This window comes from Alloalcanivorax gelatiniphagus (assembly GCF_005938655.1).
In the GTDB taxonomy this organism is placed as follows: domain Bacteria; phylum Pseudomonadota; class Gammaproteobacteria; order Pseudomonadales; family Alcanivoracaceae; genus Alloalcanivorax; species Alloalcanivorax gelatiniphagus.
Genome location: NZ_VCQT01000033.1, coordinates 37912 through 54270 on the forward strand (window position 1 = coordinate 37912; position 16359 = coordinate 54270).

The 16359-nt window shown below is 62.6% G+C and carries 17 protein-coding genes; 10 read left to right on the forward strand and 7 right to left on the reverse strand.

Translation table 11 applies throughout. The features are described 5' to 3' along the window. Positions 1 to 85 precede the first annotated feature (85 nt). The 5 genes from FGS76_RS10470 to FGS76_RS10490 all read left to right on the forward strand — a co-directional run bounded on the left by FGS76_RS10470 (position 86) and on the right by FGS76_RS10490 (position 6371). Positions 86 to 1099: a TRAP transporter substrate-binding protein gene (locus tag FGS76_RS10470; protein ID WP_138772587.1), complete on the forward strand. Its 1014-nt coding sequence runs from the start codon at positions 86 to 88 to the stop codon at positions 1097 to 1099. 19 nt (positions 1100 to 1118) lie between these two features. Then, positions 1119 to 1619, forward strand: a complete 501-nt coding sequence (locus FGS76_RS10475) for a TRAP transporter small permease (protein WP_138772588.1) — start codon at positions 1119 to 1121, stop codon at positions 1617 to 1619. 22 nt (positions 1620 to 1641) lie between these two features. Next, the gene (locus tag FGS76_RS10480; protein WP_138772589.1) at positions 1642 to 2925 is read left to right on the forward strand and encodes a TRAP transporter large permease; all 1284 of its coding nucleotides are present in this window, start codon (positions 1642 to 1644) and stop codon (positions 2923 to 2925) included. A 69-nt stretch (positions 2926 to 2994) separates the two neighbouring features. After that, a complete protein-coding gene (locus FGS76_RS10485) occupies positions 2995 to 5847 on the forward strand; it encodes an FAD-dependent oxidoreductase (RefSeq protein WP_138772590.1) in 2853 nt (950 codons plus the stop codon). Positions 5848 to 5858: 11 nt separating this feature from the next. Next, positions 5859 to 6371, forward strand: a complete 513-nt coding sequence (locus FGS76_RS10490; RefSeq protein ID WP_138772591.1) for an aromatic-ring-hydroxylating dioxygenase subunit beta — start codon at positions 5859 to 5861, stop codon at positions 6369 to 6371. Between the two features lie 61 nt (positions 6372 to 6432). On the opposite strand, the gene FGS76_RS10495 is transcribed toward FGS76_RS10490, so the two are convergent. Beyond that, positions 6433 to 6843, reverse strand: coding sequence for a GFA family protein (locus FGS76_RS10495; protein ID WP_138772592.1), 411 nt, complete (start codon positions 6841 to 6843; stop codon positions 6433 to 6435). 38 nt (positions 6844 to 6881) lie between these two features. Between FGS76_RS10495 and FGS76_RS10500 the strand changes: the two genes are divergently transcribed. From FGS76_RS10500 to FGS76_RS10515, 4 genes are all read left to right on the forward strand, one after another. After that, the gene (locus FGS76_RS10500) at positions 6882 to 7784 is read left to right on the forward strand and encodes a DMT family transporter (protein ID WP_138772593.1); all 903 of its coding nucleotides are present in this window, start codon (positions 6882 to 6884) and stop codon (positions 7782 to 7784) included. A gap of 112 nt (positions 7785 to 7896) precedes the next feature. Next, positions 7897 to 8319, forward strand: a complete 423-nt coding sequence (locus FGS76_RS10505; RefSeq protein WP_138772594.1) for a PH domain-containing protein — start codon at positions 7897 to 7899, stop codon at positions 8317 to 8319. An 8-nt stretch (positions 8320 to 8327) separates the two neighbouring features. After that, positions 8328 to 8528 (forward strand): hypothetical protein, encoded by a 201-nt coding sequence (locus FGS76_RS10510; protein WP_138772595.1) that lies wholly within the window; start codon positions 8328 to 8330, stop codon positions 8526 to 8528. A gap of 274 nt (positions 8529 to 8802) precedes the next feature. Continuing rightward, positions 8803 to 9663 carry a putative RNA methyltransferase gene (locus tag FGS76_RS10515; protein WP_138772596.1) on the forward strand — a complete coding sequence of 287 codons (861 nt, stop codon included), beginning with the start codon at positions 8803 to 8805 and terminating at the stop codon, positions 9661 to 9663. A 147-nt stretch (positions 9664 to 9810) separates the two neighbouring features. On the opposite strand, the gene FGS76_RS10520 is transcribed toward FGS76_RS10515, so the two are convergent. The 6 genes from FGS76_RS10520 to paaG form a co-directional block, all read right to left on the reverse strand. Further along, positions 9811 to 10134 (reverse strand): sensor histidine kinase, encoded by a 324-nt coding sequence (locus tag FGS76_RS10520; RefSeq protein ID WP_138772597.1) that lies wholly within the window; start codon positions 10132 to 10134, stop codon positions 9811 to 9813. A gap of 28 nt (positions 10135 to 10162) precedes the next feature. Beyond that, positions 10163 to 10543 (reverse strand): hypothetical protein, encoded by a 381-nt coding sequence (locus FGS76_RS10525; protein ID WP_138772598.1) that lies wholly within the window; start codon positions 10541 to 10543, stop codon positions 10163 to 10165. Positions 10544 to 11434: 891 nt separating this feature from the next. Then, entirely contained in the window at positions 11435 to 12742 is a 1308-nt protein-coding gene (paaK, locus tag FGS76_RS10530) for a phenylacetate--CoA ligase PaaK (RefSeq protein WP_377900293.1), read from the reverse strand. A gap of 75 nt (positions 12743 to 12817) precedes the next feature. Next, positions 12818 to 14029 (reverse strand): 3-oxoadipyl-CoA thiolase, encoded by a 1212-nt coding sequence (pcaF, locus tag FGS76_RS10535; RefSeq protein WP_138772600.1) that lies wholly within the window; start codon positions 14027 to 14029, stop codon positions 12818 to 12820. After that, entirely contained in the window at positions 14026 to 14487 is a 462-nt protein-coding gene (paaI, locus tag FGS76_RS10540; protein ID WP_338081330.1) for a hydroxyphenylacetyl-CoA thioesterase PaaI, read from the reverse strand. The genes pcaF and paaI overlap by 4 nt, the downstream gene beginning before the upstream one ends. 72 nt (positions 14488 to 14559) lie before the next feature. Further along, complete coding sequence (gene paaG, locus FGS76_RS10545; RefSeq protein WP_138772602.1) at positions 14560 to 15375, reverse strand: 2-(1,2-epoxy-1,2-dihydrophenyl)acetyl-CoA isomerase PaaG; 816 nt, start codon at positions 15373 to 15375, stop codon at positions 14560 to 14562. 293 nt (positions 15376 to 15668) lie between these two features. On the opposite strand from paaG, the gene FGS76_RS10550 reads away from it, so the two are divergent. Beyond that, complete coding sequence (locus tag FGS76_RS10550) at positions 15669 to 16271, forward strand: phenylacetic acid degradation protein PaaY (RefSeq protein WP_138772603.1); 603 nt, start codon at positions 15669 to 15671, stop codon at positions 16269 to 16271. Positions 16272 to 16359: the final 88 nt, after the last annotated feature.

Genomic DNA, 16359 nt, shown 5'->3' on the forward strand with positions numbered 1-16359 from the left:
TACTGACTATTAACAACAGGCGTTCAGGGATGAACCGGATTCCGTTCCCGGTTTTCGACCGAATCGCACATAAAAGGTACTGAAAATGAAAGCATACGCAGCCCTACGCCACGCGCTTCTGATCGCCACCACCCTGGCCCTGACCCTCCCGGGCCTCGGCCACGCGAATGCCCGCGTCGGCCATGTGGAAGCCGCCGACCAGCCATTGGACAAAGTGCTCAAACTGAGCGCCAAACAGATCGCCGAAAAAACCGATGGCCGTGTGGAATTTTCCGTCTTCCCCTCCTCCCAGTTGGGCAACGCCCGCGCCATGACCGAGGCGGTACAGCTTGGCATGCAGGATGCCGTGGTGGTGCCCGCCGCCTTTATCGGCGGCTTCAACCCGCTGGTTTCGATCCTCGATATTCCCTACCTGATTCCCACCAACGACGCCCAGGCCGATGCCCTGCGCAAGAGCGAGTTCGGCGTTGCCCTGCTGGATTCCTTCAAGGAAAAAGGCTTCGAGGCCGTGGCCCTGTGGCCCGGTGGCTTCAAGCACTTCACGTCCAACAAGAAGCTGGAAGGCATCGACGATTTCAAAGGCCAGAAATTCCGCATCATGGATTCCCGGGTGCTGCGCGCCCAGTTCGAAGCCGTGGGCGCCCAGGCCATGCCGATCCCGTTCGGTGACGTGTACACCTCGCTGCAAACCGGCGTGGTGGACGGCCAGGAAAACCCGCTGGATTCCATCGCCCGGATGAAATTCCACGAGGTGCAAAAGTACCTGCTGCTGTCCGCCCATGGCGTGGTGGAAAACGTGGTGCTGTTCAGCCCCACTTTCTGGGCCGGCCTGTCCGACCAGGACAAGAAAATCGTGCGCCAGGTGTTCGTCGACAATGCGGTGGAGCTGGCCCGGGTGAAAGCGGAAAACCAGAAGCAAGCGCTGAAGGAAATCGAAACCGCCAACCTGACCATCAACAAACTGGATGACGCCCAACAGCAGGCCCTGCGTGAAAAAATGTACCCGGCGGCCCGCGATGCCTTTCTCAAGCAGGCGGGCAGCCAGGGGCAAACGCTGATTGACCTGTACGAAAACGTCTACAGCGACATCACCCAGTAACGGCCGCCGGAGCACGATCATGTGGACGAAACTCTGGGCCGCCCTGGCCTCGGTGGAACGGGTACTGCTGGTCTGTCTGATGCTGGCGCTGCCGGTGATCTACGGCATCAATGTTCTGCTGCACAACCTCGCCCCTGGTCTGGCCCGGCATCTGGACGGCGTCGATGAACTGTCCCGCTTCATTCTGGTGTGGCTGGTGTGCGTCAGCCTCGGCTACACCATGGATAAAGGCCGCCATGTGTCGATGAACCTGCTGCAACGGTTCATCGGCCGCTCCCTGCTGTTCTGGGTGCAGCGCGTTATCGATGTGATCGGCGCGCTGTTCTGCGCCTACATGGCGTACATCGGCTGGCAGTTCCTGCAACGCATCATCGCCACCGGCCAGGTAAGCAATACCCTGGATGTTTCCATGGGCTGGCTGTACGCCGCCCTGCCCCTGGGCATGGTGCTGCTGACCCTGCGTTATGTGCGCTATGTGATTTTCCCCTCACATCGGCCGGCGCTCGACAGCACCGACTAGCCCCCGGCGACCAGGACTTTTTATGAAACCATTTTTTCTCACCGTCGTTGCCGTGGCCCTGTTCGTGGCGGGCGCGGAAATCTTTCTGGTACTGGGCGTTTCCGGCCTGCTGGGCAAGCACCTGTTTCTGGAAAACCTGCCCGACATCGTGATGGTCCAGAAGATGATCGGCGGCATCAATCAGTCCACCCTGCTGGCGATTCCGTTGTTCGTATTCGCCGCCGAGTTAATGGCCCGGGGCAGTATCGCCGCGCGCCTGACCGGCATGGTGGAGGCCTTTATCGGCCACCGCCGTGGCGGCCTCGGCCATACCACCACCGGCGCCTGCTTCGCCTTCGGCGCGGTGAGCGGCTCGGCACCGGCCACCGTGGCCGGCCTCGGCAAAATCCTGTTTCCCCGGCTGATCGCCACCGGTGCCAGCCGCTCCTTCGCGGTGGGCCTGATCGTGGCCACCGCGGAGATTTCCCTGCTGGTACCACCGAGCATCACGCTGATTATCTACGGCTGGCTCACCGGCACCTCGATCATTGATCTGTTCGCCGCCGGCCTGGCGGTGGGTACCCTGTTGGCGGCGGCCTTCACCGTGTACGTGCACATCAAAAGCCGCAAGGAAACCGCACCGCTTGGCGAAAAGGCCAGCCGCGAAGCGCGCTGCAAGGCGGTACAGGCGGCGCTGCTGCCCATCGGCATGCCGATCATCATTCTTGGTGGCATCTACAGCGGCCTGTTCACCACCACCGAGGCCGCCGCCGTGGCCGCGCTCTACGCGCTGCTGGTGGAGACCCTGATCACCCGGGCGTTGAGCTGGAAAGGCGTGGCCCAGGTGGCGGAATCCTCCGCGCTGATCACCACCACCCTGTTCATTATTCTTGCGGTGGGCAGCTTCGCCAGTTATCTGGTCACCGTGGCCGGCGTGCCGGCGTCCATCGGCGCCTTTATCGCCGGCGCCGACATCAGCGCTTTGCAATTCCTGCTGATCGTCAATGTGGTGTTTCTGATCGCCGGCATGTTCATGGACCCGGTGTCCATGCAGATCGTGCTGGTGCCGGTGCTGGCGCCGGTGGCCATGGCCCTGGGCGTGGACCCGGTGCAGTTCGGCATTATCGTGGTTCTGAACGTGGCCATCGGCACCATCACGCCGCCGTTCGGCCTGGATCTGTTCGTCGCCTCCAGCGCGCTGCGCGTACCGGTCACCGAGATCATCGCCGGTGTCTGGCCGTTCCTGCTGGTCAACCTGGTGGTGTTGATGCTGGTCACCCTGTTTCCGTCCGTATCCACCTTCCTGCCACATCTGCTGCATGACTAACCGTGGTGGGCGGGTGGATTTTTTTGTACTATTAGGAAGTATACTGATTAAATTGTGAGGTTGATCTCCATGGCCTGGACCCCAGTGAAGGGCGCCGACGCACTGTCTCCTGATGGCGGCGTCATGGCCGTTACCATCGACAAGATACCGGTGGCCCTTTATCGATTTGGCGAGGACTATCTTGCCACCGGCAATATCTGCACCCACCAGTTCGCGCTGCTCAGCGACGGCTTCGTGGAAGACGGTTGCGTGGAATGCCCGCTGCACCAGGCGCGCTTCGACGTGCGTACCGGCAAAGCCCTGTCCGGGCCGGTGAACAAGGACCTGGACACCTACGCGGTCAAAGTGGAAGACGGCCAGGTGTTCGTGGATGTCACCCGCCCCGCGGAGATTGCCGAGACGCCCGCCGACAACCGCATCGCCATGACCGAACAACGGGATCAACGCTGCTTCGTGATCGTCGGTGGCGGCCAGGCCGCCGCCAGCGCCGCCCGGGCGCTGCGCGATGCCGGCTTCACCGGCACCGTGAAACTGTTCGCCCGGGAACAAGCGTTGCCCTATGAACGCCCGCCTCTGTCGAAGGCGATCCTGCTGGGCGAGGCGCCGCTGCACGGCCCCACTCTGCTGGACAGCGCCGACGCGGCTGAGCTGAACATCGAGCTCCACCTGGGCGTCACGGTCACCGATATCGACGCGGAGCGGAAAGTCCTCACCGCCAGCAACGGCGACAACCACGCCTACGATCAACTGCTGCTGGCCACCGGCGCCTCGCCCCGGCCGCTGCCGATTGCCGGCGCGGATCTGCCGGCGGTGCATAGCCTGCGCACCCTGGAAGACGCCATCGCCTTCAAGCGTGCCCTGCAACCGGGCCGCCATATCGCCATTATCGGCAGTGGTTTTATCGGTCTGGAAGTGGCGTCGGCGGCCCGCCAACGGGGCTGCGAAGTGACCCTGGTGGAAGCCGCGCCGCGCATCTGCAGCCGCGCCCTGCACCCCATGGCGGCGCTGCGTGTGCATAAGCTGGCGGAACAGAACGGCGTGCGCATTCTCACCGAGGTGCAGACCACCGCCTTTGAGCCGGCCGACGGCGGCGTGGCCCTGAAACTGAACAACGGCGACACCCTCCAGGCGGACAGCGTCATGGTCGGCATCGGCGTGATTCCGGAAACCGCCCTGGCGGAGAGCCTGGGCCTGGAAATCGAAAACGGCATCGTGGTGGACCGCTTCGGCCGCACCGGCCTGGACGGCGTGTTCGCCGCCGGCGATGCCGCCGTGACACGCCGCCAGGACGGCACCCTGCTGCGCCTGGAGTCCTGGCAGAACGCCCAGGAACAGGCCGCCGCCGCCGCCCGCACCATGGCCGGCCAGGACACCGCCCACGATGCCGTGCCCTGGTTCTGGAGCGACCAGTTCGGGCACAACATCCAGATGCTCGGCCTGCCCACGGCGGACGACCAGATGGTCGCCCAACCCGGATCCAACGGTGCCGAAACCCTGTATTTCCACAACGGTGAACGGCTCACCGGGGTGATCGCCTTCAACGATCCCGGTGCCATCCGCCGTGGCCGCGAATGGCTGCGCCGCGGGTTGTCCGTGGACGCCCTGAACCGCCTTTTGGAAAACACCGCCGGCGGCGCCGGTGAGTCCCGTCTGCCCGCCCAACTCCGGAGAGGAACGATGAGCGATCTGTCCAACTACTATGTCTGGCCCCGGGAAGGTCTGACCCGCGTGCCGGACTGGGTGTACACCGACCCCTACATTTTTGAGCTGGAGGTGGAGCGCATCTTCCACGGGCCCACCTGGAACTACGTGGCCCTGGAAGTGGAAATCCCCAACGCCGGCGATTTCAAGCAAAGCAACGTGGGCCCCACTCCGGTGGTGGTGAGCCGCGACCAGGACGGCGACATCAACGTGTTCGTCAACCGTTGCTCGCACCGGGCCGCCCAATTCTGCCGTGACCTGCGCGGCAACGCGGAAGAGTTCGTCTGCCCGTACCACCAATGGTCCTACGATCTGAAGGGCAACCTGGCCGGGGTGCCGTTCCGGCGCGGCGTGGACGGCAAGGGCGGCATGCCCAAGGACTTCAAGACCTGCGACCACGGCCCCACCAAGCTGAAGGTGACCACCCGCCATGGCGTGGTGTTCGCCTCCTTCGATCACGATATGAAGCCGCTGGAGGACTACCTGGGCCCGGACATGCTGCGCGAGTTCGACGCCACCTTCGACGGCCGCGAGCTGAAACTGCTGGGCTATTACCGCAACTCCCTGCCGGGCAACTGGAAGCTCTACCACGAGAACCTCAAAGACCCCTACCACGCTACCCTGCTGCACACCTTCCTGGTCAGCTTCGGGCTGCTGGTGGCCGGCAACAAGTCGCAGATGATCTGTGACGAGACCGGGCTACACGGCGCCATGGCTTCGGCGAAAAGCGACGGTGGCACCGTCAGTGAGGAAAACCAGAAAGAGATGCGCGCCTACCGGCCGGAATTCCAGCTGGAGCGGGAAGACATGCTCGACTTTATTCCGGAGTTCAACTCCCAGTGGAGCGTCACCATGCTGACGATCTGGCCCAACCTGATCGTGCAGCGGGAAATGAACACCCTGGGCGTGCGCCAGATCGTGCCCAGCGGCCCGGACGAGTTCGTGATGAACTGGACCATGTTCGGCTTCGCCGACGACGACGAGGAAATGACCCGCCACCGCCTGCGCCAGGGCAACCTGATGGGCCCGGCCGGCTTCCTCGGCCTGGAAGACAACGAGGCGATCAAATTCGTCCAGGACGGCATGAAGCGCACCCAGCCCGGTGAGCATCTGGTGGCGTTGGACCCGGACACCCCCACCGGCACCGCCGACACGCTGATTTCTGAATCCGCCATCCGCGCCATGTACCAAAGCTGGCGCCAGGCCCTGGACATCGAATAAGGGAGACCGTTATGGAAGCGATCAAGAAAAACCCGGCCGCTCCCGGGCTCGACCAGGGGCAACTGGTCCATGCCATCGAGCGTTTCAACACCGACTACTGCCGGGCCCTGGACGACGGGCGCCTGCACGACTGGGTGGAGTTCTTCACCGAGGACGCCAACTACGTGGTGTCCGGCCGTGAAAACCACGACGCCAATCTGCCGGTGGGGCTGGTCTACTGCGAAGGCAAGGGCATGCTCAAGGACCGCGCCCTGGCGATCCTGGAGACGTCCATGTTCGCGCCCCGCTACCTGCGCCACTTCGTCACCAATACCTACGCGGAGCCCCAGGACGACGGCACCATCGTCGCCGGCGCCAACTATATGCTCACCCAGGTACTGATGGACCAGCCCACCGCCACCCTGCATCAGGTGGGCTGCTATCTGGACCGCTTCGTGTTTGAGCAGGGCGAATTGAAGCTCAAGGAACGGCGGGCGATCTACGACAACCTGCTGCTGAACAACGACCTGGTTTATCCGGTGTAACCCTCTTGGCGCGCCCGCGTGGCGCGCTTTTTTTATTGCATCGCCCCGCGGCAGGCCGCTTTTACGAAACCGGTTTGGCGTGGGGAAAGCGCGGCGCGTCACCGGCAAGCCGACACCAGGGCGCCTGTTCCGCCACATAGGCATGCGACGCCACCGGCACGGTCACCGGCGGGTCGATCACACCGGCCCGCAGCCGCCGCACCTCGGGCTTGTCATCACGGCGGCTGTACAGCGGCGAACCACAGCGCAGGCAAAACGCCCGGTATTTGCCGGGGGAGGAAGAAAACTCCGTGATCAGTTCACTGCCCGTCTCGAACCGCAACGCGGAGGTGGCCACCGGCGTGATCGCCGCGAAGGCCGCGCCCTGCGCCCGCTGGCATTCCCGGCAATGACACACCTGAATCGGCGCCAGGGCCTGGTCGATCTGGAATCGCACACCACCGCACAGGCAGCGACCGGTATGACTTGTCATTTCAGCACCCGCGTTTTCCGACTGAGGTGGAGAGGATCATGTCCAACCTGACCGGCACCGGCAAGGCCGGGCTGGCTGCCTTCGGCTGCCTGCTGCTGGTGGGCACCTTTCTCGGCCTGTCGCTGATTCTGGCCAAGCTGGCCGACCAGGCCGGCGCGCCCCGGCTCACCTTTCTGATGGTGGGCATCGGCGGCGCCGGCCTGATTCTGATCGGGCTGTCCGCCCTGGCCCGCCAGCCCATGCCGATCAACCGGCGTACCCTGGAATACGGGCTGGTGTCCGGCTTTCTGCTGGCGGCGCCCACCTCCCTGGGCTTTCTGGCGGTGCGCCATGTGGGCGCCGGCTACCTGTCCATGAGCTTTGCCTTTCCGGTGCTGTTCACCTGGATCATCGCCACCGTGATGCGCCTGGAGCGGGTGCGCTGGCTGCGACTCGCCGGTGTCGCTCTGGGCCTGGCCGGCGGCCTGTTGCTGGCCGCCGCCAAGGCCGGCAACGTCAGCGCCTCACCGGGCTGGGCCCTGCTGGTGCTGGCCATGCCGATGATGCTGGCCGCCGGCAACGTGTACCGCTCTCTGCGCTGGCCGGCCAACACCTCGCCCCTGTTTCTGGCCGGCCTGATGGAAATCGGCGCCGCCCTGATGCTGGTGCCCTGCGTGCTGTTGCTGGAGCAGGGACGCAGTGGCGAACTGCTGGCCAGCCGCGAAACCACGCTGCTGCTGTGGATCGAGGTGGCGGTGTTCGCGGTGCTCTACTCGTTCTATTTCGTGCTTCAGAAGATGGCCGGCCCGGTCTACCTCAGCCAGATCGGCACCGTGGCCGCCGTGGTCGGCACCCTGATCGCCATCCTCGCGCTGGGGGAAGCGCCGCCGCCGTTTCTCGGGCTGGCGGTGCTGCTGGTGGCCGGCGGCACCCTGCTGTTTCATCGCGGCGCCCGATCCTGAGCCGCCGGTTACAACGTTAAAACCTGCCAAATTTCGTGCAAAGTGCCCAACGTCGGTCGAGTCCGGACCGCTTCAATGGTACAAACCGTCTATCGAAGACAACGAGATGGTCATGCGCGAAGAAAAAGACGTTTGGTACGGCACCCCCTCCCAGGTGGTCAACCTGGGCACTTTCATTGTGTGCGGGCTGCTGTTTTTCCTGGTGATTCCCCTGTTCATCGCCCTGTGGCGCTGGCTGGAAGTGAAATACACCAAGTACGAACTCACCACCCAGCGCCTGCGCACCCGTTACGGCGTGCTCAACCGCAAAACCAACGAGCTGGAGCTCTACCGGGTGCGCGACTATCAGTTTGAAGAGCCCTTCTTCCTGCGGCTGTTCTCCCTGGGCAATGTGATCCTGCGGACCTCCGACCGCAGCAGCCCGGTGGTGGTCATCAGGGCCATCGAGAACGGCGAGGAACTGCGCGAGAAGCTGCGCCAGTACGTGGAAGAATGCCGCACCGCCAAGGGCGTGCGCGAATTCGACGTGGAATAAGGACCGCCATGCCCCCCTTCGACATTATCCTGCTGATCGTCGGCCTGGCGCTGCTGGTCCTCGGCGCCGTCTCCGGCATCGCCCTGTTCGCCCGCGCCGTCAAACTCTCCGACAAATTCGGCGACGAAACCAACATCGGCACCCTCTGGGGCCTGTTCTTCCTCGGCCTCGCCGCCGGCCTCCTGATGATCTGGATCGCCCTCCCCTGACCCCCACCGGGGTCGGACCTCGGGGAACCCCGGGGTCGGACCTCGGCTACTTATTGATTTATAAGAACTTTCCCGATTTTTAAGCGGGTTTTTGGCCCTTAGAGCGCCTGTATGACGCCCGAAAACGGCGTTTAAGAAAGCAGCCAGGACCGAATGTCCGCTAAATCAAGGAGTTGTCGAGGTCCGACCCCCACCCAAAAAGGGTAGAATGACGCCTGTCAGGGCCTGTCTATCGGCGGGCTCTTCGTGCATCAGGCAGGACACGCGGCCAACCATGAACATTACCCCCTTTCAGGCGCTGGCCTGCCCGTTGGATGGCGAGCCACTGCGGCAATGTGACCGCACCTGGCGCTGCGCCGGCGGCCACAGTTTCGATATCGCCCGCCAGGGCTACGTTCACCTGCTGCCGGTGCAACGCAAGCGTTCGCGGGACCCGGGCGACAGCGCGGAAATGGTGGCGGCCCGTCAGCGCTTTCTCGCCGCGGGTCATTACCGCCCGATTGCCGAAGCGGTAAGCCGCGCGGCGCTGGAAGGGCTACCCGACGATGCGATGGCTCACTGCCTCGATGCCGGTTGCGGCGAGGGCCATTACCTGCGTGAGTTGGCCCGTTTCGCCGATGGAAAGACGTCCCTTGCACTGCTCGGGTTGGATATTTCCAAACCGGCGGTGCTGGCCGCCGCGAAACAGGATAAACGGGCCCGTTGGGTGGTGGGCAGCAACGCCAGGCTCCCCGTGCTACCGGACACCCTGGACCGGTTGCTGTGCCTGTTCGGCTTTCCCGTATATGACGAGTTCGCCCGGGTGCTCAAGCCCGGCGGCGTGCTGTTGCAGGTCGATGCCGGGCCCGATCATTTGCGTGAGCTGCGCGAGATCATCTATCCGACCCTAAAGCCGGAGCGCGGGGGCAACCCGGAAACGCCACCGGGCTTTACCCTGCTGGGGACCGAGACCATCCGCTATGCGCTCAAGCTGGACGGCGCGCAGCCCATCGCCGACCTGCTGGCGATGACACCACACCTCTATCGCGCCAGTGCCGAAGGCCGGGCGCGAGCGGCAGCGCTTGAAACGCTCAACCTCACCGTGGATGTACGCCTGATGCGATTCGAGCGTGACGCGGCAAGCGCATCCTCGTAACGCGCAAAATGCGGTCCGATCAGGGCATCGGAAGCTATTAAATCAATGGGTTACCGAGGTCCGACCCCACCGCGATCGCACCTGGTCTACCCACCGGAACGGCTCAAGGAACCGGCGATTCTAGCGGTGCGCGATTGGGTGCTGGGTTTATAGATGGCTCTTCAGTAGTTGAGGCGCATCGCCTCTATCGGTATCACCAGCACACTGGCAGCCACCACTCTCCGCCTCGCTCCATTCAACGGAGGCACCGATTTCCTTTGCCCGGTAGCGGATATTGGTCAGCCTCATGCTCACCCGGTTGCTTTCATTCGGCAGCCCCGGCCCGCCGTCGCAGATGCGTAGATCAATCATGCCGTTACTGGTATCGCTGTGGATTCTGACAACACCCTGACTTACATGTTTGATCCGGCGCAATTCACTGGATGACCAATGAAAAAGGGGCTTCCAGAAAAATATTCTTTTCCCCGTCAAACTATTCTCCCTCTAAACATGGGCACGCCTACTTCTCCACGTTTTTCCAACCAAACTCTTCAAGCTTTTTTTCTAGCTTATAGAACCACATGAATAAAAATGTAAAAGCCGACAATGCCACAGCACAAATGATAGAAAAATAAAAAAAGGAACTCGCAATCATAAAAATAAAAACAAAAAAAGAAATGACATAAGAAAAAGAAATTGCAAATCCAAAACAAGGATCAGCAAACAAAAGAAATCTCACAGGACGACATAGATAAAGAGACAGGGCAGTAAAAACAAAAACGCCAACACCAATAAGAACGCTACCAAAATAATGGTAAAACAAAGTAGGAGTCATGACGAGAAAGCCATACATTATGTCCACCCAGGCAACCTCAACACTCATGTATTCCTTTTTTTCCATTTTTATTCCAGCTTATTTTGAAAAAAATATGATGCCATTGATGAATGCACACTCAAAATAGCCGCACCCATACCCCCCGGAAGGGATTTGATAACCGACGACCCAACAACACCTAAAATATCTGCGGCAACACCATAGTTCGCGCCCGGCTGCCCCAGGAAAGAAGCTGCTGAGGAACTAATTATAGACCCATACCCCAAGTTGCGCTAACAGATGAACTGAGCATGCCCCCACCACCCAAAATAGCAAGATGAGTAGCTCCTAAAAGGTTTGCACCTTTATAAAAACCAGAATTAACATTGTACCCCGCGTGACCAAGTCACAAATTAACCTCATCTGTCGAACCAAACGACAAGCCACTTCCATAACCTGTTAAAAACTCTACAACCTCTTGAGGAAGTGAAGGCTGAGGCCCATTAGAACGATTCCTGCAGGGACGCCCAGTGCAAGCGGGCCTTCCTGACATCTGGTTAAACAAATATCCCATGGCACCCGTTGCAGTCCCGACTGCGAACTTACCTCCGGTTACCTGAGAGACAGAGCCGCTCACAAAAGCCGCTGCGATGGTACCTCGGGTGGGTCTCACCGGGGTCGGACCACAGCTACCTATTGATTTATGAGTACTTCCACGGTTTTCAAGCGGCTTTTTTGTGCTTAAACCGCCGATATGGGCCCGGAAAGCGGCGATTAACAAAACAACGCGAAATGGATGCCCGTTAAAAAGCGCCGATTTGCCGCCCAAAACAGCCCTATAAGGCGGCAAATACAGGCCTCCCGGGGTATCTATGTCTATTAAATCAGAGGGTTACCGAGGTCCGACCCCGCCCCCGGAGGGGCCGGCCGGCGCCGGGCGGCGCGGCCGGTGGCGCGGTGAGCGCGCGTTCGGGCGGGTTATTTCGGGCGGTTGTCGAAGACGTGTTTGGCCTTGCCTTCGGAGCGGGCCAGGGTGCCGGGGGCGGCCAGGTCCACCTTGGTGCTGATGCCGATGTGGGTTTTGACCCGGTGCTGCAGCTCCTTGATCACTTCCACGGACAGGGTTTCCGCCTGGGGCGCGGCTTCCGGTTTCAGTTCCACGCGCACTGTGACGTGATCCAGGTTGCCTTCCTTTTCCACGTGGATTTCGTAGTGCGGGGCCAGGGCCTCGATCTTGAGGATCTGTTCTTCCACCTGGGTGGGGAAAACGTTCACGCCACGGATGATAAGCATGTCGTCGCTGCGGCCGGTGATCTTGTCGATGCGGCGCATGGGGCGGGCCTGGCCGGGCAGCAGCCGGGTCAGGTCGCGGGTGCGGTAGCGGATGATCGGCAGCGCTTCTTTGCTGAGCGAGGTGAACACCAGCTCGCCGTATTCGCCGTCGGGCAGCACTTCGCCGGTTTCCGGGTTGATGATTTCCGGATAGAAGTGGTCTTCCCAGATGGTCGGGCCGTCCTTGGTTTCGATGCATTCCATGCCGACGCCGGGGCCCATCACTTCGGACAGGCCATAAATGTCCAGTGCGTGGATGCCCAGGCGCGCTTCCAGTTCCTCGCGCATGGTCTGGGTCCAGGGCTCGGCGCCGAAGATGCCCACCCGCAGGCTGGAGGCTTTCGGGTCCAGACCCTGGCGCTCCATTTCATCGGCGATGTTGAGCATGTAGGAGGGCGTGACCATGATGATGTCCGGCTTGAAGTCGTTGATCAGCTGGACTTGCTTCTCGGTCTGGCCGCCGGACATGGGGATCACGGTACAGCCGAGACGCTCGGCGCCATAGTGGGCGCCCAGGCCGCCGGTGAACAGGCCGTAGCCGTAGGCCACATGCACCTTGTCGCCGGCATGGCCGCCGCCGGCGCGGATCGAGCGCGCCATCACGTCGGACCAGACGTCGATGTCGTTCTGGGTATAAGCCACCACGGTGGGCTTGCCGGTGGTGCCGCTGGAAGCGTGCACGCGTACCACTTCGCGCATGGGCACCGCCACCATGCCGAACGGGTAGTTGTCGCGCAGGTCGTTCTTCACCGTGAACGGGAAGTGTCGCAGGTCGTCCAGGCTGCGCAGGTCGTAGGGGTGCACGCCAGCGTCATCAAAGCTGTTCCGGTAGAACGGCACGTTGTTATAGGCGTGGGTAAGGCTCCAGCGCATGCGGTCGAGCTGCAGTTCGCGGAGCTGGGCGACGTCGCTCATCTCCACCGAGTCAAAACGATTCTCAAGGTTGAATGGCATATCCATCTCCGCCTCCGGGGCCCTCGTGAATGCGCAAGGCGAGGGCCCTGCTTTTTGCTGTCGTATGGGTTTGTTTTAGTTAAGTCTTTCAATGATTACCGCGATGCCCTGGCCAACGCCAATGCACATGGTGCACAGCGCGTAGCGGCCCTGGCGGCGCTCCAGTTCATGGAGGGCGGTGGTCACCAGGCGGGCACCGCTCATACCCAGGGGATGCCCCAGGGCAATGGCGCCGCCATTGGGGTTCACATGCTCGGCGTCGTCCGGCAAGCCCAGCTCGCGCAGCACCGCCAGGGACTGGGACGCGAACGCCTCGTTCAGCTCGATCACATCCATGTCCGCCAGCTTCAGGCCGGTGGTGGCCAGCACCTTGCGGGTGGCCGGCGCCGGGCCGATACCCATGATGCGCGGTTCCACGCCGGCGGTGGCCATGCCCAGCACCCGGGCGCGGGGCTTCAGGCCCCAGCGTTTGGCCGCCGCTTCGCCGCCCATCAACAGGGCGCAGGCGCCGTCGTTAACGCCGGAGGCATTGCCGGCGGTGACGCTGCCGCCTTCGCGCCGGAACGGCGTGCCCAGCTTGGCCAGCGCCTCCAGGGTGGTCTGCGGGCGCGGGTGTTCGTCGTCGCGGACGATCAGCGGGTCCTGCTTACGGCGCGGCACGCTCACCGGCACGATCTCGTCGGCGAAGGTACCGTCGGCCATGGCCCGGCCGGCCTTCTGCTGGCTGCGGACGGCAAAGGCGTCCTGGTCCTCGCGGCTGATGTTGAACTGCTCGGCCACGTTCTCGGCGGTTTCCGGCATGGAGTCGATGCCGTACTGGTCCTTCATCAGTTTATTGACGAAGCGCCAGCCGATGGTGGTGTCGAAAACGTCCGCCTGGCGGGAGAACGCCTGCTCCGCCTTGCCCATCACGAACGGTGCCCGGGACATGGATTCCACGCCACCGGCGATCATCAGCTCGCCCTCGCCGCAACGCAGGGCGCGGGCGGCACTGCCCACCGCGTCCATGCCGGAACCGCACAGGCGGTTCAGGGTGACACCGGGCACCGCCACCGGCAGGCCCGCCAGCAGCGCACTCATGCGCGCCACGTTGCGGTTGTCCTCACCGGCCTGGTTGGCGCAGCCGTAGAACACATCGTCCACGCTGCTCCAGTCCACATCGCTATTGCGTTCCATCAGCGCCTTGATCGGGATCGCACCCAGATCGTCGGCACGCACGCTGGCCAGGGCACCACCGTAGCGACCCACCGGAGTGCGGATGGCGTCGAAAATAAGTGCGTCGCTCATGCGCCGCCCTCCTGTTCATGAATCACCGGACCACGGATTTTGTAGGACTTGCCACGGAACAGAGCCACCAGCTCGCCGTCACCGTTGGTGACGCGCACGTCGTAGACGCCGGTGCGGCCCTTGCGGGTTTGCTCGCGGGCGTCGGCGGTGAGGGTGTCACCCAGCTTGCCCGGCACCACGTATTCAATGGAGCAGCCGGAGGCCACGGTGGCTTCATTGTAGGTGTTGCAGGCGAAGGCGAAGGCCGAATCCGCCAGGGTGAAGATATAGCCACCGTGGCAGGAATCGTGACCCTGGATCATGGTCTCGGTGATCGACATGGTGAGCACGGCGTGGCCCGGCTCGATGGTGTCCAGGCGGATGTTCAGCGCCTGGCTGGCGCGGTCACGGGCAAACATGGCGTCGGCGCATTGCCGTGCCAGAGCGCCGGCATCCACCGTGGCGGAGGATTCGGGCATCATAACTCTCCCTACTGCGTATGGCTTTTATTCTGAGACCGGCCCACCGTTGGCGAGCGCCGGCCCGGGGCGTTATTCGCCCTTGAATTCCGGTTTGCGTTTTTCCATGAAGGCGGCGACGCCCTCGCGGTAATCGGCGGTGCGGCCGGCCTGGCGCTGCAGGTCGCGCTCCAGGTCGAGCTGGGTGTCCAGGTCGTTGGTGCCGCTTTCGTTGAGCGCCTGCTTGATCAGCGCCAGCCCACGGGTGGGCTGGGTGGCCAGATGGGCGGCCAGGCCGGCGGCCTCGTCACCCAGGGCCTCATCGTCCACCACCCGCCAGATCAGCCCCCAGGCTTCCGCCTGCTCGGCGCTGAGCTTGTCGCCCAGCATGGCCAGGCCCTTGGCGCGAGCCAGGCCCACCTGCCGGGGCAATTGCCAGGTGCCGCCGGAATCCGGCACCAGGCCGATTTTGGCGAACGCCTGGGTGAAGCTGGCGGAGCGCGCCGCCAGCACCAGGTCGCAGGCCAGGGCGATGTTGGCGCCGGCGCCGGCGGCCACGCCGTTGACCGCGCACACCACCGGCACCGGCAGGGCGGTAAGGGTGCGGATCAGCGGGTTGTAATAGGTCTCGATGGAATAGCCCAGGTCGGGCATGTCATCACCGGGGGCTCCGTCTTTGGGAGAAACAGCGCGGTCGGACAGGTCCTGGCCGGCACAGAAGCCACGGCCGTTGCCGGTGAGCAGCAGCGCCCGGCAGTCGCCGGTTTCCACCGCCGCCTGCACCTCGGTGAGCGCCTGGCGCACTTCCTGATGCATGGCTTCGTTGAAGCTGTTGAGGCGGTCCGGACGGTTGAGAACCAGGGTGGCCACGCCGTCGCGGAGCGAAAATTCGATGGTGTCGTAGGCCATGGTGCGCCTCTTATCTCTCGTGACAGATGACGTGCAAGGAGCTTCCGAGCATAGCTCAAACATGACACCAGTCAATACACTATACACACATTCGTGTATCGCATTTATATAACAGGCGATTCATTTTTTCCTTTTATTTTCCATTTTTTCATTTAAATACAATAAGTTATCTTCTTGGTCCCGGCGCACCCCTTCGTGTTACACGATTCCCCCTTTGCCCATGCATTAGAGGTCATGTAGCTTATTTGGCTCCAGAACACGGCCCCGGCCACGCTTTCCCATGGAGACCCGCCATGCCCTGTTATCAGCTTGAAGGCATCACCCCGGTGGTGCACCCGGACGCCTACGTGGACCCCACCGCGGTACTGATTGGCGACGTGATCGTTGGCCCGGATTGCTACGTCGGCCCCTGCGCCAGCCTGCGCGGCGACTTCGGCCGCCTGATCCTGGAACGCGGCGCCAACCTGCAGGACACCTGTGTGATGCACGGTTTCCCGGGCACCGACACCATCGTCGAGGAAGATGGCCATATCGGCCACGGCGCGGTGCTGCACGGTTGCCGTATCGGCCGCAACGCCATGATCGGCATGAACGCGGTGATCCTGGATTACGCGGAGATCGGCGAGTCATCCATCGTCGCCGCCGGCGCCCTGGTCAAGGGCCGCTTCACCTGCCCGCCCCGCTCCATGGTGATCGGCGCCCCGGCGGTGGTAAAGCGGGAACTCAGCGACGAAGAGGTGCGCTGGAAATACGAAGGCACCCTGGAATACCAGGAACTGGCGCGTCGCTACCAGCGGGCAATGAAGCCCTGCGATCCGCTTACCGAAATGGAAGCGGACCGCCCGCGTATGCATACCAATAAGATTGCGCCTAAGGGGGAGAAGGCCGCGGGGTAAGAGGAGCTGCAAGCTGCAAGCTGCAAGCTGCAAGCTGCAAGCTGCAAGCTGCAAGCTGCAAGCTGCAAGCTGCAAGCTGCAAGCCAGG

What these genes read in the sequence shown, in the direction of transcription:
- FGS76_RS10470 (WP_138772587.1), top strand. Translation starts at nt 86, where the DNA reads ATGAAAGCATACGCAGCCCTACGCCACGCGCTTCTGATCGCCACCACC.
- FGS76_RS10475 (WP_138772588.1), top strand. Translation starts at nt 1,119, where the DNA reads ATGTGGACGAAACTCTGGGCCGCCCTGGCCTCGGTGGAACGGGTACTG.
- FGS76_RS10480 (WP_138772589.1), top strand. Translation starts at nt 1,642, where the DNA reads ATGAAACCATTTTTTCTCACCGTCGTTGCCGTGGCCCTGTTCGTGGCG.
- FGS76_RS10485 (WP_138772590.1), top strand. Translation starts at nt 2,995, where the DNA reads ATGGCCTGGACCCCAGTGAAGGGCGCCGACGCACTGTCTCCTGATGGC.
- FGS76_RS10490 (WP_138772591.1), top strand. Translation starts at nt 5,859, where the DNA reads ATGGAAGCGATCAAGAAAAACCCGGCCGCTCCCGGGCTCGACCAGGGG.
- FGS76_RS10495 (WP_138772592.1), bottom strand. Translation starts at nt 6,843, where the DNA reads ATGACAAGTCATACCGGTCGCTGCCTGTGCGGTGGTGTGCGATTCCAG.
- FGS76_RS10500 (WP_138772593.1), top strand. Translation starts at nt 6,882, where the DNA reads ATGTCCAACCTGACCGGCACCGGCAAGGCCGGGCTGGCTGCCTTCGGC.
- FGS76_RS10505 (WP_138772594.1), top strand. Translation starts at nt 7,897, where the DNA reads ATGCGCGAAGAAAAAGACGTTTGGTACGGCACCCCCTCCCAGGTGGTC.
- FGS76_RS10510 (WP_138772595.1), top strand. Translation starts at nt 8,328, where the DNA reads ATGCCCCCCTTCGACATTATCCTGCTGATCGTCGGCCTGGCGCTGCTG.
- FGS76_RS10515 (WP_138772596.1), top strand. Translation starts at nt 8,803, where the DNA reads ATGAACATTACCCCCTTTCAGGCGCTGGCCTGCCCGTTGGATGGCGAG.
- FGS76_RS10525 (WP_138772598.1), bottom strand. Translation starts at nt 10,543, where the DNA reads ATGGAAAAAAAGGAATACATGAGTGTTGAGGTTGCCTGGGTGGACATA.
- paaK (WP_377900293.1), bottom strand. Translation starts at nt 12,742, where the DNA reads ATGCCATTCAACCTTGAGAATCGTTTTGACTCGGTGGAGATGAGCGAC.
- pcaF (WP_138772600.1), bottom strand. Translation starts at nt 14,029, where the DNA reads ATGAGCGACGCACTTATTTTCGACGCCATCCGCACTCCGGTGGGTCGC.
- paaI (WP_338081330.1), bottom strand. Translation starts at nt 14,487, where the DNA reads ATGCCCGAATCCTCCGCCACGGTGGATGCCGGCGCTCTGGCACGGCAA.
- paaG (WP_138772602.1), bottom strand. Translation starts at nt 15,375, where the DNA reads ATGGCCTACGACACCATCGAATTTTCGCTCCGCGACGGCGTGGCCACC.
- FGS76_RS10550 (WP_138772603.1), top strand. Translation starts at nt 15,669, where the DNA reads ATGCCCTGTTATCAGCTTGAAGGCATCACCCCGGTGGTGCACCCGGAC.